We start from the raw sequence: 23,387 nt of genomic DNA on the forward strand, positions 1-23,387 counted from the left end.
TGTGCGGATAGGCGGGGTTTGCGGCAGAATTGCGGAAATTCGCCGTCCATCAAGGCTCTAGGGAATTGACCTGACGTCAGGCGTGTCCAACATGCCACGTCACGGGCCTGCCGGGATCGAAGACGATCACCGGGCCCTCGCCGGTTTCCAGTGGCGCGGGGATGTCGAGCGGCGCCCCCTTGCGCAGCGTTATTCGGGCCTCGTTGGCAGGCAGGCCATAGAAGGCGGGGCCGTTGAGCGATGCGAAGGCTTCGAGCCGCTCGAGCGCGCCCGCATCCTCGAAAACCTGCGCCAGGCAGGGCATCGTCACCGAAGCGGAGAAGACGCCGGCGCAGCCGCAGGCGCATTCCTTGTTGGCCTGCGTGTGTGGGGCGGAGTCGGTGCCCAGGAAGACGCGATCGAAGCCGGAGGTGGCCAATTCCACGAGCGCCTCGCGGTGGCTCTCGCGCTTGGCGACCGGCAGGCAGTAATAGTGCGGCTTGACCCCGCCCACGAGGATGTGGTTGCGGTTGATCATCAGGTGGTGGGTGGTGATCGTGGCGCCGAGCGTGCTGTCGCCGGCCTTCACATAGGCGCAGGCATCGGCGGTGGTGATGTGCTCCATGATCACTTTCAGTCCGGGGGTGCGGCGGCGGATCGGGTCGAGCACCTCGTCGATGAACACGGCCTCGCGGTCGAAGATGTCGATCTCGGGGCGGGTGACCTCGCCATGCACGCAGAGCGGCACGCCGTCCTCGGCCATCGCCTCGAACACATGCTGGACCTTGTCCATGTCGCGCACGCCGGAGGCGGAGTTGGTCGTCGCCCCGGCGGGGTAGAGCTTCACGGCCGTGATCAGACCCGAAGCGTGGGCGGCCACGACGTCGGCCGGGTCCGTGGCCTCGGTCAGGTAGAGCGTCATCAGCGGCGTGAAATCCGCGCCCTCCGGCAGCGCCGCGAGAATGCGTTCGCGATAGGCGCGCGCATCGTCCGAGGTGACGACCGGCGGCACCAGGTTCGGCATGATGATCGCGCGGGCGAAGTCGCGGGCGGTTTCGGGCAGGACAGCCTTGAGCATTGCGCCATCGCGCAGGTGCAGGTGCCAGTCATCGGGGCGGCGGAGCGTGAGGGTCTGGGTCATGTCGAATGCGGCATAGCGCAGCCGCCCTCGCGGCGCCAGTGCGAGCGATGCCCATCACCGCGCCAGCAGGTTGCCCAGAGGATAGGCAATGAGCGGAAATATGTGCATCTGCATGCTTTGCACCCTTTATGCCGCGTTGCAGCATGGGTGCCGCTGCGGTAGGGTTCGGCAACGAAACGGAGTACCGATGTTCGATATCGCACCTGGCCGGACAGACCTTCAGCGCGCCCGCGGTCGCGCGGCTGTCTCGTTCGGCTGCCGCGAGGGCCGGACCCGCTTGAGCGGGCTGCACCAGTCGGGCTGCGCCAAGGCGATGCTCCCGAAGGTGCCGGGCGCGCCGGAGGCGGTGTTCCTGAACACGGCAGGTGGGCTGACCGGGGGAGATCGGCTGGAATACGCCGTCGATCTCGCTGAGGGCGCAGAGGTCCGTGCGACGACACAGACCGCTGAGCGCGCCTATGCCTCGGCGGGCGGTGTGGCGCAGGTGCGCTGCCGGCTCGCGGCGGGGCAGGGAAGCGCGCTCGACTGGCTGCCGCAGGAAACGATCCTGTTCGATAAATGCGCACTGGAACGCGAGACCGTCGTGGAACTGGAAGGCGACGCGCGCCTGTTGCTGTGCGAGACACTTGTCTTCGGCCGGGCCGCGATGGGCGAGGCGATGCGCCAGTTGCATCTGAGCGATCGCCGGGAGATCCGCCGCGACGGTCGGCCCGTGCTGATCGATGCGGTGCGGATGGACGAGGCGGCGATGGCGCGCAGCGGCGGCGCGGCGATGCTGGGAGAGGCGCGGGCCGTCTCGACGGTTGCGCTGGTGGAACCGGGTGCCGAAGATGCGCTCGGGCCGATCCGTAGCCTGTTGCAAGGCGCGGGGCCTGAGCTCGTGGCGGAAGCCTCGGCCTGGGACGGACGCTGCGTGATCCGCCTGATGGCGCGCGACCTGTGGCCATTGCGCCGCATGCTTGTGCAGCTGTTGACACATATCCGGGGCACGGTGCCACCGCGCGTCTGGCAGAACTGAGGAATACGATGAACCTGACCCCAAGAGAGAAGGACAAGCTGCTGGTGAGCCTTGCCGCCATGGTGGCGCGCAACCGGCTGGAGCGCGGCGTTAAGCTGAACCACCCTGAGGCGATCGCGCTGATCACCGATTTCGTGGTCGAGGGCGCGCGCGACGGCAAACCCGTCTCGGAGCTCATGGAGACGGGCGCCGGCGTGGTGCGGGCCGACCAGTGCATGGATGGGATCGCCGAGATGATCCACGAGGTGCAGGTGGAGGCGACTTTCCCAGATGGCACCAAGCTGGTGACCGTGCACCACCCGATCCGCTAGGCCGATGGTCGCAAGCTTCGTCCTCTCGCTGCTGGCCGGGTTCCTGACCTCCCGGGCCGAGCCGCTTCTGGTGGCGGTGGTCCGTCGCCTGGGCGGTGGGGACGTTGCGCTGGCGGGGGTGGATCTGCGGGTGCTCGGCTTCGGGCTGATGCTGCTGATCGCGGCCACGCTCGTCGCCCTGCTCGGGGCGGACAGTTCTGCGTGGCTCGCGGTGTCCGGTGGCCTTCTTGGCTATTTCGGACGTGATCTCTACGCCTTCGCCCGCGACCCGCACGGGGCGGCCGGCGCCGCCGAGGACGATTGGGACGGCGAGCTTGCCCAGCAGGGCGAGCGCCGGACCCTGGTGGATGCTGCTTCCGGCGGACCGGACGCCGTGGATGCAAGGGACGACGAGGCCGCTGCGGAAGTCACACTCCGCGCGGTGAAGGAAGCAATGGAAGCCGAGCCTTCGCAAGAGGGCGACGAGCACAAGGAGACCGACCGATGATCCCCGGAGAAGTGATGCCCGCCGAGGGCGAGATCACCCTCAACGAGGGCAGCGAGGCCATCACCCTGATGGTGGCCAATACCGGCGACCGGCCCGTGCAGGTCGGCAGCCACTATCATTTCGCCGAGACCAACTCGGCACTGGATTTCGACCGCGAGGCCGCGCGCGGCCTGCGGCTCGATATCGCCGCCGGCACGGCGGTGCGTTTCGAACCCGGCCAGCGTCGTGAAGTGACGCTGGTGCCCTTTGGGGGCGCACGCCGGGTGTTCGGATTCAATCAGGCCGTTATGGGAGACCTCTGACGAGGAGCGGCCAGTCCCGCGGGCGGGGGCCCCGGGACCCGAAAGCAAGGAGTTTACAGAAAGATGATCCAGTTCATGACCCCAATCGATTACTGGCGTACCTCCATGGCCCTGTTCAGCCGCACGGCGGAACTGCAGGTCGAGATGATGCGCATGTCCTTCGGTATGGCCGACGGTCTTTCCCGCAGCATCGGGATGCCGGCCACGACGATGATGCAGATGATGCAGCCCACCGGCTTGTGTGTGAAAACGGCCAGCGCTGCGGCAGAGAAGGTCCTCGAAGCGCCGCGTCCCGCTCCTGCGCGTCCGGCCGCCGGCGTCGCGCGACTGCGTCCGGTCGAGCCCCCTGCCGATGCCGCCAAGCCAACGACGCGCAAGGCTCCGGTTCGCAAGACGGCGCGCAAGGCCGCTGCTCCCGCCGCGGCGAAGGCTGCGACCGCCAAGGCGCCTGCGAAGGCCACAACCGCCGCCAAGGCCGCTGCTCCGGCCACGGTGAAACCGACCGCTCCGGAGGCGGCCAGCACACCGGACGCGACCGCCACGAAGCCTTCGCCGAAGCCCCGGACCACCCGCCGCCGCGCGCCGTCGACCCCCGCCACGCCGGAGAACCTGACCGCACCGGAGACCAAAACCGCCGCCAAGCCGGCAACGCGTCGGAAGTCGGCTGCCAAGACGACCCGGGCGGCATCCGCCAGGAAGGCCGCTGCCGAACCGAAAGCTGCCACTCCGGCCACCGCTACCGCGTCGCTGGCACCGAAGGCCGCCGACGAATCACCGCAAAAGGCTGCTTCCACGGCTTCGACCGACCCGAAGCCGACCGCTGCTGCCGTGGCTCCGAAGGCAATTTCGACCGAAAATTCAGCCCCTTCGGCGGCGAAGTCCGAAAAGGACGACGCGTGATCGCTAACGAATGGCGCTCCCCCCTTGCGCCCACGGGCGCAGGGGTTACCTTGATTGGCAACCGCACGTTGCCAGAAAGCGCCCCTAATGCGTCTGCTGTCACTGATCGACCGTCTTCTTGGATTGCTGGCCCCTGCGCCGCAGCCAATCCCGATCCCCGTGAAGGATCCGAAGGGGCCTCGCCGCTGACAACGGCGCAGAGCGGTGGCTGCAGTTGAGGCCTTTCGCTCATTTATCTGCCGACGTTTCCCGCGACCTGCTCGACATGGGAATGGAAGCGGCCATGCTCGCCATCGAAGCTCATTTGGTGGTGGCCTACCGGACAAGCCAGTTCTGCGGTCTCAGGCCGATGGATGGGGCAGAGGTCCGGCGCATGTTTTCCGAAAAACCGCCAGCCTTCGCCGCCGCCGCGCTGGCCGCGAGCTACCTGGCGTTCTCCGGGCAGCGCCCGGACCGGATCTTCGCCGCGGCGCTGCGTCCGCTGCGCGGCGAGACCAACCGCAACACCCGCCGTCTCGGCGGCGAAATCCTCCCCAATTGATCTGACCGAAAGGGACCCGCCATGCCCGCCCGCATCACCCGAGCCGCCTATGCCGACATGTATGGCCCGACCACCGGAGACAGGGTGCGCCTTGCCGATACGGATCTTGTGATCGAGGTTGAGAAAGATCTCACAACCTACGGGGAAGAGGTCAAATTCGGTGGTGGCAAGGTGATCCGTGACGGCATGGGACAGTCGCAGGCGACGCGGGCCGACGGCGCCGTGGACACGGTGATCACCAACGCGTTGATCCTCGACGTTACCGGGATCTACAAGGCCGATGTCGGGCTCAGGGACGGGCGCATCGCCAAGATCGGCAAGGCCGGCAACCCGGATACCCAGAGCGGCGTCGACATCATCGTCGGTCCTGGGACGGAGGCGATCGCGGGCGAGGGCAAGATCCTGACGGCGGGGGCCTTCGACAGCCACATCCACTTCATCTGCCCGCAGCAGATCGACGACGCGCTGCATTCCGGCGTGACCACGATGCTCGGCGGCGGCACCGGCCCCGCCCACGGCACGCTGGCCACCACCTGCACCCCGGGCCCCTGGCACATCGGACGGATGCTGCAGGCGCTCGACGCCTTCCCGATGAACTTCGGGCTCTCGGGCAAGGGCAACGCCAGCCAGCCGGCGGCGCTGGTCGAGATGGTCTCGGCCGGGGCCTGTGCGATGAAGCTGCACGAGGATTGGGGCACCACGCCGGGCGCCATCGACTGCTGCCTGAGCGTCGCCGACGATATGGACGTGCAGGTGATGATTCACACCGACACGCTGAACGAGAGCGGCTTCGTGGAGAATACCGTCGCCGCGATCAAGGGCCGCACGATCCACGCCTTCCACACCGAGGGCGCGGGCGGCGGCCATGCGCCGGACATCATCAAGGTGGTGGGCGAGGCGAATGTGATCCCGTCCTCGACCAACCCGACCCGGCCCTACACCGTCAACACGCTGGAAGAGCATCTCGACATGCTCATGGTTTGCCACCACCTCGACAAGGCGATCCCCGAGGACGTCGCCTTTGCCGAGAGCCGGATCCGCAAGGAGACCATCGCGGCGGAAGACATCCTGCACGACATGGGCGCGTTTTCGATCATCGCCAGCGACAGCCAGGCGATGGGCCGCGTGGGCGAGGTGATCATCCGCACCTGGCAGACCGCGCACAAGATGAAGGTCCAGCGCGGGCGACTGGCCGAAGAGACCGGCAACAACGACAACGTGCGGGTCAAGCGCTACGTCGCCAAGTACACGATCAACCCGGCCATCACCCACGGCATGTCTGCCCATATCGGCTCGATCCAGGTGGGCAAACGGGCCGACCTGGTTCTCTGGTCGCCGGCCTTCTTCGGTGTGAAGCCGGAGATGGTTCTGCTCGGCGGGTCCATCGCGGTGGCCCAGATGGGCGACCCGAACGCCTCCATCCCGACGCCGCAGCCGGTATACACCCGGCCGATGTTCGGCGCCTACGGTCGCTCGGTGGAGCGCTCGGCCGTCACCTTCGTTTCCGCTGCCGCGCAGTCCGACGGCATCGGCGCCGCGCTCGGGCTCGCCAAGGACACGCTTGCGGTGGGCGACACGCGTGGCATCGGCAAGGCCGACATGGTGATGAACGACGCCCGGCCGAGCATCGAGGTGAACCCGGAGACCTACGAGGTGCGCGCCGACGGTGAGCTGCTCACCTGTGAGCCGGCGAGCGAACTGCCGATGGCGCAGCGGTATTTCCTGTTCTGAAGGCCGACTGCGGGCGCGCTTTGCGCTCGCAGCATTCGTTATGCACGTGCAGCATGATGGGTATGATCGGCGTGATGTGGCGAAACCGGTGTTAGCGCTCTAGGTATGGGTCAGGGAGGGTGACCGATATTCAGGAGTCTGGTTCATGTCCGATCTTTCCAGCGTCAACGGTAGCGTTTCTTCCAGTGTTTTTGACGTCGTCCGCAATGTCTTCGGTCGCATCATCGACGCCTTCGGCGCCGTGGAAACCGGTGTGCGGCGGCGGAACGCGTATCTCGAGCTCAGCGAGCTGTCCGACGAAGAGCTAGCGGACCGCGGTCTGACCCGTGCGGATATCGTGGGCTACGTCTTCGACAACGTGCACTGAGGTCGCGAACCCATCCATTCAAGGTGTCTTGGAGCCATGCCGCATGCGCATGGCCGTCATCCGCCTGTGGCAATGGCGTTTATGCTGCACCTGCAGTATTGAGCGCGCCGAAAGCTACAAGGATCCATCAGGTCAATCCAATGTCCGTAACGACCTCCGACGAAAGCCGTATCTCCTTCCTGGAGGTGCTCACCGCGCCGATCGACGGCGCTCTTGCTCTGTTCAGCCCTTCCTGCCGCCACAGCCGGCGGATGAAGCGCATCGACTTCCTGAACGGGCTGACCAACGAGCAGCTTGCGCAGCGCGGGCTGCGCCGCAACGACATCGTGCGCCACGTCTATCGTACCGCACATCAAGGCTGATCTCGCCTTCGCCGGTGCAGCGTGATAGCGTTGCGCTCATGCGAATGACAGTTTTTTCCAAGTTCCTCTCCTTCGGCCTTATGGCAGCGCTGACGCTGTCTGCGGCTCATGCGGGCGCGCCGCAGTGTCCGACCCGCGACGCGCTCGAACGAGGACGCTCCGCCTACGTGGCCTATCCCGACGGGTCGGTCGTGGCGTTGCGGCTGCTAGGGGGTGGCAAGGTTCAGGAGACCACCCGGTTCGATGACCACGTGGGCGAGTTCCGCATGGTCTCTCTCGGCGGAGTCTTCATAGCCGACGAGGTCGACCTGAGCGGTGAGCGAGTGGATGAGAGCAGCCGGATCACCACGTCCTATCCGGCCGATCTGGCCAAACGCCTGCCGCTTCGCCCGGATCAGGAATTCACCCTTGTCGCCGAGAACAGTTTTGCCGACGGCACGCCGTCGGAGCAGGAGCTGCTCGAGGTGCGCACCGGCGACGAAGCCGAGATCGAGATCGCCGGTTGCCGGGTCCGAGCCTTTCCCGTGCTGCTGACTTACCGATGGGGCGAGGATCATTTCACCTCGATGATGACCCATCTGCCCGGACTTGGGATCTCGTTGGAACTCGCGCGGGTCGATCCCGCGACCGAGCCGGAGCCTTTCGCCCCGATGCATTTCAGTCTCGAACGCCCCTGAGTCCCCCTTTTCCCGCTGCAGCGCAGCGGCTAGGCTGCGGCGACGGTGCGGTATGGCCGCGAAAAGGGGATGGGAATGGCTGATCTCGGACGGGCGCATTCTGTGGAACGTGGCGGTGGCGCCGGGGCGACGGACCTGGTGCGGCTGGACTACGAGGGCCGGTTTCTCCGCCGGCGTCGCTTGCATACCGATGCCGGCAATTCCGTCGTGGTCGACCTGCCCGACACGACTTCGCTTGAGGATGGCGATGCGCTGCTGCTGGACAGCGGCGCGAAGCTCGCCGTGGTGGCCGCCGAGGAGCCGCTGCTTGCAGTGACCGGTGCGAACCTGTCTCGGTTGGCCTGGCATATCGGCAATCGCCATACACCCTGCCGTATCGAGGCGGATCGGCTGCTGATCCGGGAAGATCATGTGCTCGCCGCGATGCTGCGGCAGCTCGGCGCGACGGTGGAGGCGCTGCATGCGCCTTTCTCCCCCGAGGGCGGTGCCTATGGCCACGGCCGGACCATGGGGCACGACCACGGGCATTCCCATGACCACGGCCATGAGCACGGGCAGCAACACAGCCATGAGTGACGCCGACCTGCTGACCCTGACCCAGTGGCTGTCGCCGGCCTTTCCGGTCGGTGCCTATGCGTATTCGCATGGCCTGGAAGCGGCGATCGCGGACGGAGAGGTGACGTCGGCCGAGGTTCTGGAGGGCTGGCTGGCGGATGTGCTGCGCTTCGGGGCAGGGCGCTCCGACGCCATTCTCCTGGTCCATGCGATGCGCGGCGAGGCGGCATTCGACGAGCTTGCCGGGTTGGCCGAAGCGCTGGCCGCATCGGCGGAACGTCACCGCGAAACGATGGAGCAGGGCGCGGCCTTCACGCGCGCGGTCAATGCGCTGACCGGTGCGGAGCGCCCGCCCGCGGCGCTGCCGGTCGCGGTGGGCGCTGCGGCGGCGGGCTTGACGCTTCCGCCGGAGCGGGTGGCCGCGCTCTACCTTCACGCCTTCGCTTCCAACCTCGTTTCGGCCGCCGTCCGCTTCATCCCGCTGGGTCAGACCGAAGGCCAGACGGTGCTGGGCGCGCTGCATCCGCTGATCGCGGAACTCGCCGTCGAGGCCGCAAGGGCTCCGCTGACCGAGATCGGCACGGCGAGCTTCGGGGCCGATCTCGCGGCGATCCGGCATGAGCGACAGGACGTGCGCCTTTTCAAGACCTGACAGAGATGCGGTCCGGGGGGTGCACCCGCCAGACCCCGCGCCAGACAAGGAGATCCCATGCCCAGCCTCCACGGCCCCCTTCGCGTCGGTATCGGCGGCCCCGTCGGCGCCGGCAAGACGACGCTGACCGAACAGCTCTGCCGCGCGCTCGGCGACCGCTACTCCATGGCCGTCGTGACCAACGACATCTACACGCGCGAGGATGCCGAATACCTGATGCGAGCGCAGGCCCTGCCGCTGGAGCGGATTCGCGGCGTCGAAACCGGCGGTTGTCCGCACACGGCGATCCGCGAGGACGCCTCGATCAACCTCGCCGCCATCGACACGCTGGTGAAGGACATTCCCGACCTCGACCTCGTGCTGGTCGAGTCCGGTGGCGACAACCTCGCCGCGACCTTCAGTCCGGAGCTCGCCGACCTGACGCTCTATGTTATCGACACCGCCGCCGGGCAGGACATTCCGCGCAAGAAGGGGCCGGGGCTGACGCGGTCGGACCTGCTGATCGTCAACAAGACCGATCTCGCTCCCCATGTCGGCGTCGATGCCGCCCGGCTCGAAGCGGACACGGCGGCGGCCCGCAATGGCAGGCCCTACGTCATGGCGTCGCTGCGGTCGGGCCGCGGGGTGGAAGAGGTTGCGGAATTCATCATCCGCGAGGGCGCGTTGTGAGGCCGGAGGGGCGCCAGCGGATCAGCCGTTGACGGCCCCGGCGGTCTGCGCCTGTCCGGCAAGCTGGCGCTCCGCAGCACGGGCCCAACGGGCTCGCAGTTTTGGGTGGTTGACGGTATCGATATGCCGCTCCACCCGTCGCAGGTACGGCTTGTGCGAGAACCGCGCTTGGTAAAGCTCCCGGTAGAGCGACGGCTCCAGCGTGCCCTTTCCCGCCGCGCGCAGCAGCGGCAGCAAAACTCCCATCTGCAGCATGTCCTTCTCCGGCGTCTTGCCAAGCCAGGGACAATCGAGCCGCATCAGGTCCGGCCGGTCGAACAGCGTCGCGTGCATCGCGTCTTCCGCAACATGAGGATCGTGCAGCAGCACGACCTCTTCGGCGGCCTCGAGCATCTCGGGGGCATAGCCGTAGCGGTCGGTGAAATCCGTGCGCCGAAGCGCGGGATACCGGCGGTCCCAGGGGGTGAGCCGCGGATCGAGCGTCGCCAGCGGCCGCACGAGGAAGGCGGTGGCGCCGGGGGCCACAACCGAATAGGTGGCAGCGGCATATCCGCAAGGCCCGGCGCCGTAGAAAATCACGCGTTCGAAAGCGTCGAAGAAGCCCTCGTCGACCAACTCGTCAAAGAAGGCGTAGACCGCCTCCGAGCGGAAGAAGGTCTCGCCGTCGCTGTACAGGCAGAGGTGTGACCAACCCTCGCGGCCCGCCACGCCGAGCCCGAAGGGCAGGTGCGGCGCCGGGCCGTCCCGGAAACTATCGAGGGTCTCGAAGGTCACGATCAGAATGTCGTCGTCCTCCGTGAACAACGCCCCGTGGCGCGCGTCCAGACGGCGGTGGTAGCCATGATCCGCGCCGTGCCGGTCCAGCCGTGCCTGAACGTCGGTTCGCGCCGATGAAGAAAGACTCTGCGGATTACTGGTACCTTGGGTCATCGTGACGGGGGTCTTTCTGGGATCATTCACGAGTATACTGTCGATGACCATTCGAGCCAAACTTGGGCCGAATTGGGAAGAGGCCTTGGGGATCTCAGGGCATTGCGACGGTGCCGGCGGCCCGATGCCATCTGGAAAGGAAGGTAACCACGTTTCCGCAAGATTGTCGCGGAAAATAGGTCAATCCGCCCGTGGCCGCGTGGTCGAAGACCTCTGCGATCTCCGGCCGCGTTTCGGGCAGGCAAAGCACAAGCGCGCGGAGTCCGTCCATCTTTCCTACGTCCGGCAACGCGGCGGTGGGATCGCGCGCGAGGTCGGCGATGATCAGGGTCGGCCGGAAATCCGCCGGCACTGCGGTGTGCCAAGTGGCGCGGATCAGGCGGTTTTCTTTAATTACTTCAGACAGATAGGTGAAGCGATCGGCGTCCGGTTCGACGACTTCCAGATGGCGCAATCCAAGACGGAGGCCAAGCAGAACCGGCATAAGGCCGGAGCCGCTGCCCAGGACAAGCGCGCGGTCCGATGGCCGAGCCACGCTCATTGCCGTTCTGACGAACGGCTCGGTGGCGCCGCCATCCTCGAGTTCCGAAAGTTCCTCCGGAGACAGGACATCTTCGGCCCCCGGGAAACGGAGGGCTCCCTCCGCAATGAGCGTTTTGGTGGAGGTATCGTCTGGCATAATCTAATTTCCCTCGCCGGCCGGACCGAAATAACAGACGTCCGCGCGATAGGGAATTCGGGGCTTCAGGCCCCGCATCCAACTCGATTCGAGGAGCAATTGGCTTGAACGATGCTCATGAATCGGGAGAGGCGAAGGGTCGCAGAAAACTGCGGATCGAGGCGTTGAATTTGCTGGCCAAGTCCATGTGTTTTGTGCTGTGTTCCCTCCAGCGAACACATAAATGTGTTTCGAAAGACAATTCAGGCGGTCCTGGAGCTGCCAAATTACAGTTTGTGTTTGAATTTGTAATTATTTGGCCGGTCCAGCGGACGTGTCGCCAAAATCGAGCAAATGAATTGAATCGGGTTCGTGTTGCGGGTTTCGGAGTTTCCGAAATTGCGGCCACGCAAGAGCCAGTCGGGTAGAAAACCCGGCACGAAATTCGAGGGCCTGACCGGCTCCTCTCCGCTTCCCTGGCAACGGTTCAGTTGCCGCGGATCACCCGGAAGGAACGACTGGTCAGGACCACGCACCGAGGTCCAGGGAGGGGACAACCGGCCGGGGAGGCGATGGTGACATCGCTTTTCCGGCCGATGCGCGACTGGGGCGGCGATGTTCATCGAAGTCAGAGCACGGCCCGCACATGGATCATCTCCTCGCCCGTAACGATGGCTGCCCGTCACTCATCCGCCTAGACGGCGACTGTCACCTGCATCCGCGGCGCGAGATATCCTGTGGAACAGAGCCGCGGCGGCGCGTTCCAGGCCGAGTTCTGTGCCAGAGGAGGCCCAGGTTGCCGGAATTCCTCCGCTGGCCTAGAAAAGGGAACGAAGTGAACGCCCCCGTAGCCACGCGCCCGGCGCGAGGAGGGGCAGACAGGATCGTGCCATGAACAGGATCGTTCTGCTGGGAGCACCGGTGGAAGAGGGCAGCGGCCGACGCGGCTGCCGGATGGGGCCGGATGCCTATCGCACGGCCGGTTTGCTGGAGGACCTGTCCGGGCTTGGCTTCGAGGTCGAAGACCTTGGCAATGCCACCTGCGAGCCGGCGCCCGATGCGGTGGCGCCAAATTCCCGGCTGGTCGAACTGGAACGCGTCGCGGGCTGGACGCGGGCGCTGCACGGATGGGCACGCGATCTCGGCCAGCGCGACGCTTTCCCGATCTATCTCGGTGGCGATCACAGCCTGTCGCTGGGCACGGTCACCGGGCAGGCTGCGGCGGCGGAAGCCCTTGGCCGGCCACTCTTCGTCCTCTGGCTTGATGCGCATTCCGATTTCAACACCTTCGAGACAACTGAGACAGGCCACCTGCACGGCGTGCCGCTCGCTTTTGCCTGCGGGCTTCCGGGGTTCGACGCCTTGCTTGGCCGCCCCGTTCCTTCGGTGGTCGATCCTGCGAATGTGTGCATCCTGGGGCTTCGGTCGGTCGACAAGGCGGAGCGCGTGCTGTTGCGGCGTTCCGGCACCGAGGCGCATGACATGCGCGCCATCGACGAGGCCGGGATCGCGCGCCTGCTGGAGCCCTTCCTTGAGACGGTGGCCGGCTCGGGCGGGCTGCTTCATGTCAGCCTCGACGTCGACTTCCTCGATCCCGGCATCGCTCCTGCGGTCGGCACCACGGTGCCCGGCGGGGCGACCTTCCGGGAGGCGCATCTCGTCATGGAGATGCTGCACGACAGTCGCCTCGTCTCCTCGCTCGACCTGGTGGAGTTGAACCCTTTCCTCGACGACCGTGGCCAGACGGCCCGGCTCATGGTAGATCTGACTGCCAGCCTCTTTGGCCGGCAGGTGCTGGACCGGCCGACGCGCGGCCATTGAGAGCCTTGGCGCAAGGCGACTCCGCGAGGCCTTCGCGGCGTGCTAGGCTGGTCCAATCCACCTTCGGGGAACGGGCATGACCACCAGCCAGAATCAACATCTACGCGCGCCTCGCGAGCGCTGGCTGATCCTCGGCGCCTCGGCGATCATCCTTGCGGTGACGATGGGGCAATTGGTGAACGGCCTGTCGGTCTATTTCGTGCCGCTCGAGGTCTCGCAGGGCTGGAGCCGGGCGGAGATCGCGCTGATCAACACCTCGGGTTTGATCGGCCTCGCCCTGGGATCGCTGGTGATGGGCTTTGCAGCGGAGCGGTTCGGCATCCGACCGGTCGCACTGCTCGGCGTCATCGCGACCGGGGTGGCCACCATCCTCGCCTCCCGGGCCGAAGAGCTCTGGCAGATGTACGCCCTATTCCTGCTGGCCGGTGCGCTCGGTGGCGGGGCGTTGTCGGCGCCGCTGATGGCGCTGGTGGGCAACTGGTTCGTGGTCGGCGCGGGGCTTGCCATCGGCGTCGCCTCGGCCGGACAGGCGCTCGGGCAGGGAGGGATGCCGCTTGCCGGCGCATTCTTGATCGAGGCTCTCGGTTGGCGGGATGCGCTCGCCGTTCAGGGGCTCTTTACCCTCGTCGCCCTCGTGCCACTGGCGCTTCTGCTGCGCGACCCGCCAGAGACCGGGAACGGCGCTGCACTGTCGGATCAGACCCCATCGGGCCTGCCGAACGGGTTGATCACCGCCTGGCTCTCGCTCGCGGTGCTGTTCTGCTGCACGTGCATGGCCGTGCCGCTCATGCACTTGGTACCGCTGATCCAGGGCTGCGGCTTCCCGGCGCCTGAGGCGGGCGGGGTCCTCTTTTCGATGTTGATGGTCGCGATCCTCGGGCGGGTTGCCTTTGGCCGGCTTGCGGACATGATCGGGGCGGTCCCGGCCTACCTCGTCGCATCGGGTTGGCAGACCACTCTGGTGTTCGGCTTCACGCTGCTGGGGCGGCTCGATTCGTTCTACGTCTACGCGGCGATCTACGGGTTCGGATATGCCGGAGTAATGACGACGCTGCTAGTCACGGTGCGCAACCTGAGCGCCCCGGCTCGTCGGGCCTCGTCGCTCGGCATCGTCATCGCCTTTGCCTATCTCGGCCATGGGCTGGGCGGCTGGCAGGGCGGGCTCTTCTACGACGCCACGGGCGCCTATTCCTGGACCTTCGCCAATGCCGCCTTCGCGGGGATCGCGAACCTGGTGATCGTCGGCGCCCTGTGGCTGACGATCAACCGGCGCCCGCGCCCGACGCCTGCCTGACGCGGAAACCGTCCCCCCGGAATGAAAAACCCCCGCAGAAGCGGGGGATCATCAGGTCGTCTTGGTCGTATGGGCGGCCGCTCACTTGGCGAGCGGACCGATCATCATCACCATCTGGCGACCTTCCATCTTGGGCATGTTCTCGACCTTGCCCAGTTCCTTGATGTCTTCGGCGACACGTTCCAGCAGGTCGCGGCCAAGGTTCTGGTGCGCCATCTCGCGGCCGCGGAAGCGCAGCGTGACCTTCACCTTGTCGCCATTCTCCAGGAAGCGGACGACGTTTCGCATCTTGACGTCGTAGTCATGCGTGTCGGTGTTGGGGCGGAACTTCACCTCCTTCACCTCGATCGTCTTCTGCTTCTTGCGGGCTTCGGACTCGCGCTTCTGGGTCTCGTATTTGTACTTGCCGAAATCCATGATCTTGCAGACCGGCGGAGTGGCGTTCGGCGAGATCTCGACGAGGTCGAGACCGACCTGCTCGGCGAGTTCCATCGCCCGGGCAGGGGTGACCACGCCGACGTTCTGGCCTTCGGGGCCGATCAGCCGGATTTCGGGGGCCCGAATACGGTCGTTTACGCGGGGGCCGGTGTCGCGCGTTGGCGGCGCGTTGTGAGGTCTGCGGGCTATGACGTATGTCCTTTTGTCATTGCGGGAAAAGTGGCGGGAAAGTAACGGCCTTGTGGCCGTGTTTCAAGGGAATTGCAGGTGCTTTGCGGAACTGAAGCCGGATGGGCCGGACGTGCAACGTCGTGTGCCGGTCATGTTGTCGTGCCAAGCTGGGCAAAGGCCCGCCTATTTCACGGCGCCCGGCTGTGCAAACCAAATCTGAACCCCATGTTGTGGTAATAACCGCATGGGAGGGAGCTTCACCATGAACAAGACACTCGGAATTATTCTGGCCGCGGTCGTTGTGGTCCTTGCACTCTGGTATCTGATGGGGTCCGGAACAGAGCCCCCCGCGGAAGCGGAGGCGCCAGCATCCAGTGAATCCGCACTTCCCGCCGAGACCGGGGATGTCGCTTCTGAGGCCGCAACGGAAGCCGAATCCGCAATCGAATCGGCCGCCGAGGCCATGGGCGAGGCGGCAGATGCGCTGAAGGATGCGGCTGCGAACATGGAAGCCAGCACCGAGGAGATGATTGCCGGGCTGAGCGCCGCGCTCACGTCGGCGACCGCCGAGGTCAGCGGCGGCCTTCAGTCGGCGTTGGACGGCATCGACACCTCCGCGCTGTCGGTCGAGAACTTCAACTACGACAATATCGTTGCCAAGATCGAAGCCTCGGACATGTCCGAGGAGAACAAGCAGAAGATCATCGCCACGCTCGACAAGGCGCGCCAGTCTCCGGAGGCGCTGCAGGCCGCGCTGGAATCGTTCCGCGCGGCGATGGAGCAGTAACCGCACAACGGAAACGGCCGCCCGTGGAATGGGGCGGCCGTTCTCGGTTGGCGTGTCGAGCCACAGCGGTCAGTCGACGAATGCCTTTTCGACCACGTATTCCTTGGGCTCCGAGTTGGCTCCCTCGCGCAGCCCGTATTCCTCCAGCAATTCCTTGATCTCGAGGTTGAAAGCCAGGTTGCCGCAGACCATCGCGCGGTCGGTTTCCGGCGCGATCGGAGCCACGTCGAGATCCCGGAACACGTCGCCCGAGCGCATCAGATCGGTGATCCGGCCCATCTTGGGGCTTTGCTCGCGGGTGGTCGTCGGGTAGTAGCGCAGCTTCTTGTGGAAATCCTCGCCCATCAGCTCGGCCAGCAGCTCGTCCTTGCGGATGTTCTCGATCAGCTTGGCGCCATAGGCCAGTTCGCCGACCTCGCGGCAGGTGTGGGTGATAATGACCTCGTCGTAATCCTCGTAGGTCTGTGGCTCGCGCAGCAGCGAGGCGAAGGGCGCAAAGCCGGTGCCGGTGGCGAAGAACCACAGGCGCTTGCCCGGCAGCAGCGCGTCATGCACCAGCGTGCCGACAGGCTTGGGCCGCAGGATGATCTCGTCGCCCACCTTGATGTTCTGCAGTTTCGAGGTCAGCGGGCCGTCCGGCACCTTGATCGAGTAGAACTCCAACTCCTCGTCCCAGGAGGGGGACGCGATGGAATAGGCGCGCAGGATCGGTTTCTGCTTGCCCGTCTTCGGATCCGGGTCGCCCATCAGGCCGATCATCACGAACTCGCCGGACCGGAAACGTAGCGATTGCGGCCGGGTGCAGCGGAAGCTGAACAGACGGTCCGTCCAGTGCTGGACGAAGGTTACTGTCTGCGCGTCGGGCAGGGTGGGAACGGCCTTGATCGGTTGGGCGTCGGTCACGGGGCTTTGCTCGGTCATGTTCATGCTGTCGGAGCCTGGGCCCCGTCCTGTTCCTATATTCGAAGTGTGGTTTTGCCGAAAGGGGCCGGTCAGCCGGCGAGCCGCGACCGATAGTCGTGGTCCTGCCAGTTGGCGCGGGCGCGCCACTGAGGCTCGGGCTGGCGGGTGGCGAGGGCGTCGTCGATCTCGACCTCGTCGAAGCCCGAACGCCGCGCCATCGCATATTGATCCGCCAGCACGTGGCCCTTTGCCCGTAGCCGCCCGGCATAGCCCATGCGCCGCAGGGCGCGGGCGATGGAAAAGCCGCGGCCGTCTGCGAAGCTGGGGAAGTCCACGCGGATCAGCGGGATGTCGTCCAGCCGGCCCGCGAGGGTGCGCGGGTCGGTGTCGGAGGTCAGGTCGAGCGCCGGGGCGGGCCCGTTGGCCGGCAGGGTCTCGGGCGTGACGAAGTCGGCGGAATGGCTGTCGGGGCCGAAGCCCGCGTCGGTGACGATAACGGTCATGGTCTCGGTCCTCGTGTCAGGCGGCATTGGTGCGGACGATCTTGCCGTCCACGAAATGGATGCCGCATTCGTCCTTGTCCTGGCCGCGCCAGCGGCCCGCGCGCGGGTCTTCGCCCTCGGCAACCGGAGAGGTGCACGGGGCGCATCCGATCGACGGGTAGCCCTTGGTCACCAGCGGGTGGCGCGGCAGCTTGTGGGCGCGGATGTAATCGGCGATCTGCCCGGCGGTCCAATCGGCCAGCGGATTGATCTTGAGCCGGTTGCCGGACTCCTCGACCAGCGGCAGCGCCGCCCGGTTGCCGTTCTGGAACCGCTTGCGCCCGGTGATCCAGCTGTCGAACCCCGCGAGTGCCTCGTCCAATGGCCGGGTCTTGCGCAGGTCGCAACAGGCATCGGTGTCACGCATATGAAGCGTGTTGGCCGGGTCTTTCTGCGCCAGGTTCATGGCGCGGGCCCGTATCACCCGCACGCCGGTCAGACCGAGCTTGTCGGCGACCTCGCGCTGGTAATCCAGCGTTTCGGGAAAAAGCATCTGGGTGTCGATGAACAGCAGTGGCGTCGCCGGGGCGACCTGGCTCAGCATGTGCAGCAGCACCACCGAATCCGCCCCGAAGGAGGAGACCATCGCCACCTCGCCGGTCAGCGGATGGTCGAGTGCGGCGCCCAACTGCTCGGGGCCGGTCAGCCCTTCGAGATCGGCGATGATCCGGCTTGCCCGATCGACGGGCGCAGAAGAGATCGATTCACGCGGCATCTTTCCGTTTCTCCGGTCCATAAAGCGCCTCCTTGAAAGGCGCGGCGCCGAGGCGCCGATAGGTTTCGAGAAAGCCTTCGCCCTCGTCGGTGCGGTTTTCGAGATAGGCCAGCATCAGCCGTTCCACCGCCGGGACGATCTCGTCATAGGCAAAGCCCGGGCCCGCCCGCTCGCCGATCGCGGCGGTCTCGGTGGCGTCGCCGCCGAGCGTGATCTGGTAGTTCTCAACCCCGGCCCGGTCGAGCCCGAGGATGCCGATGTGACCCACGTGGTGGTGGCCGCAGGCGTTGATGCAGCCGGAGATCTTTACCTGCAGCGGGCCGACCTCGTGCTCGATCCTGAGCGCGTCGATCCGTTCGGCCAGTTGGGTCGCGACGGGGATCGAGCGGGCGGTGGCCAGCGCGCAGTAATCCATGCCGGGGCAGGCGATGATGTCGGAGGCGAGCCCGACGTTGGCGGTGGCGAGCCCGGCGCGTTTCAGCTCGGCGTGCACCGTGGCGAGATCGGCCTTGCGGACATGCGGCAGGATCACGTTCTGCTGGTGCGAGATCCGCAGCTCGTCGTGGCCATAGCGCTCGGCCAGGTCGGCCAGCACGCGCATCTGCTCCGCGGTGGCATCGCCCGGCGTCTGGCCATGCGCCTTGAGCGACACGGTGACGATCGTGTAGTCGGGGTGCTTGTGGTCGGCAAGGTTGGTGTCGGCCCAGGCGCGGAATACCGGGTCCGCCTTGGCCTCTTCCAGCGCCTCGGCGCCACCGGCGACGAAGTCGGGCGTGACGAAACGCTCGCGGATGCGGGCGATCACGCGCTCGTCCACGCCCTGGAAATCGGCGCGGGTCTGGAGGAAGGCTTCTTCCACCTCGTCGCGGATGGTTTCGAGGCCGGCCTCGTGGACGGTGATCTTGATCCGCGCCTTGTACTTGTTGTCCCGCCGGCCGTAGCGGTTGTAGACATGCACGATCGCTTCCAGGTAGGGAAGCAACTCGCCCTCGGGCAGGAAGTCGCGGATCACCTTGCCGATCATTGGCGTCCGGCCGAGGCCGCCGCCCACGATCACCTCGAAGCCCGGTTCCCCGTCGCGCTCCACCATCCGAAGCCCGATGTCATGAGCGCGGGTGACAGCGCGGTCGTTGGGCGAGCCGGTGATGGCGATCTTGAACTTGCGGGGCAGGAACTGGAACTCCGGGTGGTCGGTCGACCACTGGCGGATGAGTTCCGCATAGGGGCGCGGGTCGGCGATCTCGTCGGCGGCGGCGCCGGCGAAATGGTCCGAGGTCACGTTGCGGATCGTGTTGCCGGAGGTCTGGATGGCGTGCATCCCGACCTCGGCCAGCGAATCCAGCATGTCCGGCACGTCGGGAAGCTTGGGCCAGTTGTACTGGATGTTCTGACGGGTGGTGAAATGGCCATATCCCTTGTCCCACTTCTCCGCCAGCTCGGCCAGCTTGCGCATCTTGACGGAATCGAGCGAGCCATAGGGGATCGCGACGCGGAGCATATAGGCGTGCAGCTGCAGGTAGAGGCCGTTCATCAGCCGAAGCGGCTTGAACTCGTCCTCGGTCAGCGATCCGTCGATGCGGCGCTCCACCTGGGCGCGGAACTGGGCGTTGCGCTCGGCGAGAAAGGCGGCGTCGAAGTCGTCGTAGCGGTACATGGGACTCTCCGGTCTCGAAATTCAACTAACCTGAAATGCTCATTCAGAAAAGCTGAAAGTCATATTCAATTTCTGTCACTGATGCCCTGCGGCAACCTGCTTGCCGTGGGCGTAGTTCGAGGGGCCGCGCGAGCGGAACGCCTCGCGGAAGTGCACCGGCTCCGGCCCATTCGGGCCCGCCTTGGCGTCGGCCAGGTAGGCGCCGACAATGCGGTTCTGCTGGCGCTCGGCGTCCAGCAGCCGGATCGTGGCATGGGCTTCGTCTTCCAGGAGTTCGGCCTCGGAATGGCTGCGGGACCAGCGGTCGTCTGCGGTCAGGTAGACGACATCGCCTTCGATCAGGTCGTTCGCGGTCACGATCTTGGGGGAGAACGGGCGGGGCATCAGGCGTGTTCCTTCAGCAGGGTTGCAGTACGGTGCAGGGAGGCGCGGGCATCGCGCGGGGCGAGACCGAACATCAGGACGGCCGGCCCGGTCAGCTCGGCGGCGGCGAGGTCCTCCGACAGGGTCGCGAGGCGGCTGGCGACGACCCGGCTTTCGGGGCGCGAGGCGTTCTCGACGATGGTCACCGGGGTGTCCGAGGCGGCGCCATGCATCAGCAGGCGGCCCTGCAGGAAGCGCGCGGCGCGCTTGCCCATGTAGATGGCGGCGACCGTACCCGGGCGGGCGAGAGTGGCCCAGTCCTGCTCTGCAAAGCCCTTGACGTCATGTCCGGTCAGCAGCCGCATGTCGGAGTTCCGGCCGCGTGCGGTCAGGCTCTGGCCGATCTGGGCCGCGGCGGCGGAGGCGGCGGTGATGCCGGGCACGATGGAGTAGGCGATGCCCGCGGCGTCGACGGCATCGAGTTCCTCGTCAAGACGACCGAAGACGGTGGCATCGCCGGACTTGAGCCGGACGACCTGCGCGCCGGTGGCGGCATGCTCCACCAGAAGGGCATCGATCTCGGCCTGCGGGGTGGACGGGCCGAACCCCTCCTTGCCGACGGCGATCACGGTGGCCTCGCGGCGGGCGAGCTCGAGGATCGGCGCGGGCACCAACCGGTCGTGGATCACCACATCGGCCTCGTCGAGGGCGCGGCGGGCCTTGAGGGTTAGCAGGTCCGGATCGCCCGGGCCGGCGCCGACGAAGTGCACATGGCCGGGCCGGGCCTCGGCGGCGAGATGCGCGGCGAGTTCCATCTCCAGAGCGCTCTGGATCGCATCCTCGCCTACGACCGCGGCACGGGGGCCGGAGCGGAAGTAGAAGGCGGACCAGAAGTCGCGGCGCGGGCGGCCGTGCGGCAGCGCCTCGGCATGGGCGCGGAACGTCTTGCCGATGCGGGCGAGCAGACCCAGCCCCTGGGGCAGCCGCTCCTCGAGGTCCCGCTTGATGGCGCGGGCCAGAACCGGCGCCGCACCCTCGGTACCGATTGCGACGGTGACAGGATCGCGGTCGACGATGGCCGGGGTGATGAAATCGCTCGCCTCGAGATTGTCGACCACGTTCAGCGGAACCCCGGCGGCGCGCGCGAGGTTGCCGAGCCTGGCGTCCGACGCGTCATCCTCGTAAGCGGCATAGGCGAGCGCTGCGCCGAGCAGGTCACAGGCGCCGGGGACTGCGCGGTGCAGGGTCACCAGACCGTCGTTGGCCCAGGCGAGGATCTCCGGCGCGGGTTCCTCGGCAAAGACATGCAGGTCGGCCTCGGTCTTGAGCAGCAGGCGAAGCTTGGCCAGCGCGGCCGCACCCCCGCCCGCGAGGACGATCCGCCGTCCGGCGGTGTCGACGAAGATCGGGAAGTGCTGCATCGGGACTCTCCTGAGGCGTGTTTCTGCACCGCAATATAGAATTTTGTCCCGTGTTCTTGCCAGATATTGCGGAAAAGAAGAACATATGTTCTGACTTGGTCGGGAAGGTCGCGTCTATTTCCCGGATATAGGAGCAAACCTGAATGGCTGTCCGTCTCGATGCCACCGATCGGAAAATCCTTGCGGAGTTGCAGCGCGACGCAGACCAGTCACTGGACGAAATCGCGCGCAATGTGGGCTCATCGAAGACTCCGGTCTGGAATCGCATACGCAAGCTGCGCGAGGCCGGGGTGATCCGGCGCTCGACGGTGCTGCTCGACCCGGAAGCGCTTGGTCTGGAAGCCTGTTTCTTCGTGCTGATCCGCACCAGCGAGCACGAGGCGGATTGGCAGAAACGGTTTCTAGAGGCGCTGCAGGCGCGTCCGGAAGTGCTCGAGGCGCACCGGCTGGCTGGCGATATCGACTACATCCTCAAGCTGCAGGTACCCAACGCCCGGGCCTATGACACGTTCTACCAGGCGCTGATCTCGGAGGTGCGCATCCACAACGTGACCGCGCTGCTCTCGATGGAGGAGATCAAGTCCACCACGGCGCTCCCGCTGGGGGCGTAGGGCTCCCGCCGGTCTTCGGCGCCTTGCGGGCGCCTCATCCCGTTGGGCGTGGCACCTGCGGTGGGCTGGCACGGTGTGGTGGCTCAACAGGTGAGCATGAGCCGTTCGAGGCCTTGGAAATGGTAGATGTCGGCGTAACGCGGGGAGTTCGCGATCTGCAACTCCGGGCAGGCGGCGAAGAGGATCGGCAGGGTGCGGGAAAGTTCGAGCCGGGCGAGGGGCGCGCCGATGCAGAAATGCAACCCCGCGCCGAAGCTCGCGTTGGTCACGATGGGGCGGGCGGGGTCGAACCTGTCGGGCTCGGTAAAGACCGTGGCGTCGCGATTGGCCGAGGCGAGAAGGCACGCCACCTGTTCGCCGCGCCGGAAGCGGTGGCCGAACAGCTCGACCTCTTCGTAGGCATAGCGGGTGAACAAGTGCAGCGGCGGGTCGTAGCGCAGCACTTCCTCCACGAGGGTCGGCAGCAAGGCCGGATCGCGGGCGGCTGACCCGAGGCCGCGCTCCACGATCGCCTTCACGCCGTTGCCGATGCTGTGGACGGTCGCCTCGTGACCGGCGTTGAGCAGCAGGATGACGGTCGAGACAAGCTCGTCGGCGCTGAGCCGGTCGCCGTCGGCTTCCGCGGAGATCAGCCGGCTCAGCAGATCGTCGCGCAGCGCTGTGCGTCGATTGCCGATGACTTCCTCGAGATAGGCGCGGAACGCGAGGGTCGCGGCGACGGCCGCGTCTTCTGTCTCCCGGGTGCGGCTGGCCTGGTACATGCCGACCATCGCGTTGGACCATGCCAGCAGGTCCGATGTCCGGTCCTCCGGCACGCCGAGAAGCCGCGCGATCACGGTGACGGGCAGCGGGCGGGCCAGGGCGCCGAGCAGGTCGAACGGGCCTTCGGGAAAGGCCGAGACCAGACGGGTGGTGAGGGCGTCGATGTCGGGCGTCATCGCTTCGATCCGTGCGGTGGTGAACGCGCGCACGACCAGCCCGCGCAGCCGCGTGTGCCGTGGCGGCTCCAGCTCCAGCATCGAATGCGCCTCCACCGCGTAGAACGGGGCCAGCCGTTCCGGCACCGGCTGGGCCAGCTCCGGCGGGATCTCGCGCCCGAAACGGCGGTCCCGGAGGAGGGCGTTGACGGCCCTGTGGGTGGTGGCCGCGACCATGCCGTATTCCTCCCAGAACACCAGGTCGCCGCTGGCGCGGGCGCAGGCGTAGAACCGGTAAGGGTCCTGCACGAAGGCGGGGTCGGTTGGGGATTGGGACAATCGATCCATGATCCCGTGGTGGCTGTTCGGGGCGTTCGGCGCAAGGGGCGGGATCGGGGCCGTGCGCGCGGCGGTGACTTTTCATCCCCATGCCGGGCGCTTAGGCTGGCGGGCGGAGGATGAGGCGAGGG

The 23,387-nt window shown here is 66.5% G+C and carries 28 protein-coding genes; 17 read left to right on the forward strand and 11 right to left on the reverse strand.

The window, feature by feature from the left end; genetic code table 11:
* Positions 1 to 76: 76 nt before the first annotated feature.
* Positions 77 to 1,120, reverse strand: coding sequence for a dihydroorotase (gene pyrC / locus ACFQ2S_RS06130; RefSeq protein WP_386073565.1), 1,044 nt, complete (start codon positions 1,118 to 1,120; stop codon positions 77 to 79).
* 187 nt (positions 1,121 to 1,307) lie between these two features.
* Here pyrC and ACFQ2S_RS06135 point away from each other — a divergent pair, with 187 nt between their 5' ends.
* From ACFQ2S_RS06135 to ureG, 13 genes are all read left to right on the forward strand, one after another.
* Positions 1,308 to 2,138 carry an urease accessory protein UreD gene (locus ACFQ2S_RS06135; RefSeq protein WP_386073566.1) on the forward strand — a complete coding sequence of 277 codons (831 nt, stop codon included), beginning with the start codon at positions 1,308 to 1,310 and terminating at the stop codon, positions 2,136 to 2,138.
* Positions 2,139 to 2,146: 8 nt separating this feature from the next.
* Complete coding sequence (locus tag ACFQ2S_RS06140) at positions 2,147 to 2,449, forward strand: urease subunit gamma (protein ID WP_089231317.1); 303 nt, start codon at positions 2,147 to 2,149, stop codon at positions 2,447 to 2,449.
* Positions 2,450 to 2,453: 4 nt separating this feature from the next.
* Positions 2,454 to 2,936, forward strand: a complete 483-nt coding sequence (locus tag ACFQ2S_RS06145) for a hypothetical protein (RefSeq protein ID WP_386073568.1) — start codon at positions 2,454 to 2,456, stop codon at positions 2,934 to 2,936.
* Positions 2,933 to 3,238 carry an urease subunit beta gene (locus ACFQ2S_RS06150; RefSeq protein WP_386073570.1) on the forward strand — a complete coding sequence of 102 codons (306 nt, stop codon included), beginning with the start codon at positions 2,933 to 2,935 and terminating at the stop codon, positions 3,236 to 3,238. The genes ACFQ2S_RS06145 and ACFQ2S_RS06150 overlap by 4 nt, the downstream gene beginning before the upstream one ends.
* Positions 3,239 to 3,301: 63 nt before the next feature.
* Entirely contained in the window at positions 3,302 to 4,138 is an 837-nt protein-coding gene (locus ACFQ2S_RS06155; protein ID WP_386073572.1) for a hypothetical protein, read from the forward strand.
* 283 nt (positions 4,139 to 4,421) lie between these two features.
* Positions 4,422 to 4,679, forward strand: a complete 258-nt coding sequence (locus tag ACFQ2S_RS06160; protein ID WP_386073574.1) for a hypothetical protein — start codon at positions 4,422 to 4,424, stop codon at positions 4,677 to 4,679.
* A gap of 21 nt (positions 4,680 to 4,700) precedes the next feature.
* Entirely contained in the window at positions 4,701 to 6,410 is a 1,710-nt protein-coding gene (ureC, locus tag ACFQ2S_RS06165) for an urease subunit alpha (RefSeq protein ID WP_386073576.1), read from the forward strand.
* A gap of 145 nt (positions 6,411 to 6,555) precedes the next feature.
* Complete coding sequence (locus tag ACFQ2S_RS06170; protein ID WP_386073578.1) at positions 6,556 to 6,777, forward strand: DUF1127 domain-containing protein; 222 nt, start codon at positions 6,556 to 6,558, stop codon at positions 6,775 to 6,777.
* 140 nt (positions 6,778 to 6,917) lie between these two features.
* Entirely contained in the window at positions 6,918 to 7,139 is a 222-nt protein-coding gene (locus ACFQ2S_RS06175) for a DUF1127 domain-containing protein (RefSeq protein ID WP_386073580.1), read from the forward strand.
* A 44-nt stretch (positions 7,140 to 7,183) separates the two neighbouring features.
* Positions 7,184 to 7,816: a hypothetical protein gene (locus ACFQ2S_RS06180; RefSeq protein WP_386073581.1), complete on the forward strand. Its 633-nt coding sequence runs from the start codon at positions 7,184 to 7,186 to the stop codon at positions 7,814 to 7,816.
* 75 nt (positions 7,817 to 7,891) lie between these two features.
* Positions 7,892 to 8,392 carry an urease accessory protein UreE gene (locus ACFQ2S_RS06185; protein WP_386073582.1) on the forward strand — a complete coding sequence of 167 codons (501 nt, stop codon included), beginning with the start codon at positions 7,892 to 7,894 and terminating at the stop codon, positions 8,390 to 8,392.
* Positions 8,385 to 9,023, forward strand: coding sequence for an urease accessory protein UreF (locus ACFQ2S_RS06190; protein ID WP_386073583.1), 639 nt, complete (start codon positions 8,385 to 8,387; stop codon positions 9,021 to 9,023). The genes ACFQ2S_RS06185 and ACFQ2S_RS06190 overlap by 8 nt, the downstream gene beginning before the upstream one ends.
* Positions 9,024 to 9,080: 57 nt before the next feature.
* Positions 9,081 to 9,692 (forward strand): urease accessory protein UreG, encoded by a 612-nt coding sequence (gene ureG / locus ACFQ2S_RS06195; protein ID WP_386073584.1) that lies wholly within the window; start codon positions 9,081 to 9,083, stop codon positions 9,690 to 9,692.
* A 21-nt stretch (positions 9,693 to 9,713) separates the two neighbouring features.
* Here ureG and ACFQ2S_RS06200 read toward each other — a convergent pair whose 3' ends face one another.
* On the reverse strand, positions 9,714 to 10,622 hold the full coding sequence (locus ACFQ2S_RS06200; protein ID WP_386073585.1) for a phosphoadenosine phosphosulfate reductase: 909 nt from the start codon (positions 10,620 to 10,622) through the stop codon (positions 9,714 to 9,716).
* Between the two features lie 94 nt (positions 10,623 to 10,716).
* Positions 10,717 to 11,163, reverse strand: coding sequence for a hypothetical protein (locus ACFQ2S_RS06205; RefSeq protein WP_386073586.1), 447 nt, complete (start codon positions 11,161 to 11,163; stop codon positions 10,717 to 10,719).
* 1,008 nt (positions 11,164 to 12,171) lie between these two features.
* On the opposite strand from ACFQ2S_RS06205, the gene rocF reads away from it, so the two are divergent.
* Positions 12,172 to 13,101: an arginase gene (rocF, locus tag ACFQ2S_RS06210; protein ID WP_386073587.1), complete on the forward strand. Its 930-nt coding sequence runs from the start codon at positions 12,172 to 12,174 to the stop codon at positions 13,099 to 13,101.
* A gap of 76 nt (positions 13,102 to 13,177) precedes the next feature.
* The gene (locus ACFQ2S_RS06215; RefSeq protein WP_386073588.1) at positions 13,178 to 14,395 is read left to right on the forward strand and encodes an MFS transporter; all 1,218 of its coding nucleotides are present in this window, start codon (positions 13,178 to 13,180) and stop codon (positions 14,393 to 14,395) included.
* A gap of 81 nt (positions 14,396 to 14,476) precedes the next feature.
* Here the strand turns inward: ACFQ2S_RS06215 and infC are convergent, their stop codons facing one another.
* Positions 14,477 to 15,022, reverse strand: coding sequence for a translation initiation factor IF-3 (gene infC / locus ACFQ2S_RS06220; protein WP_089231343.1), 546 nt, complete (start codon positions 15,020 to 15,022; stop codon positions 14,477 to 14,479).
* Between the two features lie 244 nt (positions 15,023 to 15,266).
* Between infC and ACFQ2S_RS06225 the strand changes: the two genes are divergently transcribed.
* Positions 15,267 to 15,791 carry a hypothetical protein gene (locus tag ACFQ2S_RS06225; protein WP_386073589.1) on the forward strand — a complete coding sequence of 175 codons (525 nt, stop codon included), beginning with the start codon at positions 15,267 to 15,269 and terminating at the stop codon, positions 15,789 to 15,791.
* A 69-nt stretch (positions 15,792 to 15,860) separates the two neighbouring features.
* Here ACFQ2S_RS06225 and ACFQ2S_RS06230 read toward each other — a convergent pair whose 3' ends face one another.
* From ACFQ2S_RS06230 to cysG, 6 genes are all read right to left on the reverse strand, one after another.
* A complete protein-coding gene (locus ACFQ2S_RS06230) occupies positions 15,861 to 16,712 on the reverse strand; it encodes a ferredoxin--NADP reductase (protein ID WP_386073590.1) in 852 nt (283 codons plus the stop codon).
* 71 nt (positions 16,713 to 16,783) lie between these two features.
* Complete coding sequence (locus tag ACFQ2S_RS06235; protein ID WP_089231346.1) at positions 16,784 to 17,197, reverse strand: DUF934 domain-containing protein; 414 nt, start codon at positions 17,195 to 17,197, stop codon at positions 16,784 to 16,786.
* Positions 17,198 to 17,213: 16 nt separating this feature from the next.
* Positions 17,214 to 17,951 (reverse strand): phosphoadenylyl-sulfate reductase, encoded by a 738-nt coding sequence (locus tag ACFQ2S_RS06240; RefSeq protein ID WP_386073591.1) that lies wholly within the window; start codon positions 17,949 to 17,951, stop codon positions 17,214 to 17,216.
* On the reverse strand, positions 17,941 to 19,605 hold the full coding sequence (locus ACFQ2S_RS06245) for a nitrite/sulfite reductase (protein WP_386073592.1): 1,665 nt from the start codon (positions 19,603 to 19,605) through the stop codon (positions 17,941 to 17,943). The genes ACFQ2S_RS06240 and ACFQ2S_RS06245 overlap by 11 nt, the downstream gene beginning before the upstream one ends.
* A gap of 75 nt (positions 19,606 to 19,680) precedes the next feature.
* Positions 19,681 to 19,989, reverse strand: coding sequence for a DUF2849 domain-containing protein (locus ACFQ2S_RS06250; protein WP_089231351.1), 309 nt, complete (start codon positions 19,987 to 19,989; stop codon positions 19,681 to 19,683).
* Complete coding sequence (gene cysG, locus ACFQ2S_RS06255) at positions 19,989 to 21,389, reverse strand: siroheme synthase CysG (RefSeq protein WP_386073593.1); 1,401 nt, start codon at positions 21,387 to 21,389, stop codon at positions 19,989 to 19,991. Before cysG ends, ACFQ2S_RS06250 begins: the two co-directional genes overlap by 1 nt.
* A gap of 143 nt (positions 21,390 to 21,532) precedes the next feature.
* Here cysG and ACFQ2S_RS06260 point away from each other — a divergent pair, with 143 nt between their 5' ends.
* Positions 21,533 to 22,000: an Lrp/AsnC family transcriptional regulator gene (locus ACFQ2S_RS06260; RefSeq protein ID WP_386073594.1), complete on the forward strand. Its 468-nt coding sequence runs from the start codon at positions 21,533 to 21,535 to the stop codon at positions 21,998 to 22,000.
* Positions 22,001 to 22,083: 83 nt separating this feature from the next.
* Here the strand turns inward: ACFQ2S_RS06260 and ACFQ2S_RS06265 are convergent, their stop codons facing one another.
* The gene (locus ACFQ2S_RS06265; RefSeq protein WP_386073595.1) at positions 22,084 to 23,265 is read right to left on the reverse strand and encodes a cytochrome P450; all 1,182 of its coding nucleotides are present in this window, start codon (positions 23,263 to 23,265) and stop codon (positions 22,084 to 22,086) included.
* Positions 23,266 to 23,387: the final 122 nt, after the last annotated feature.

This window comes from Tropicimonas aquimaris (assembly GCF_042676185.1).
Taxonomy (GTDB): Bacteria; Pseudomonadota; Alphaproteobacteria; order Rhodobacterales; family Rhodobacteraceae; genus Tropicimonas; species Tropicimonas aquimaris.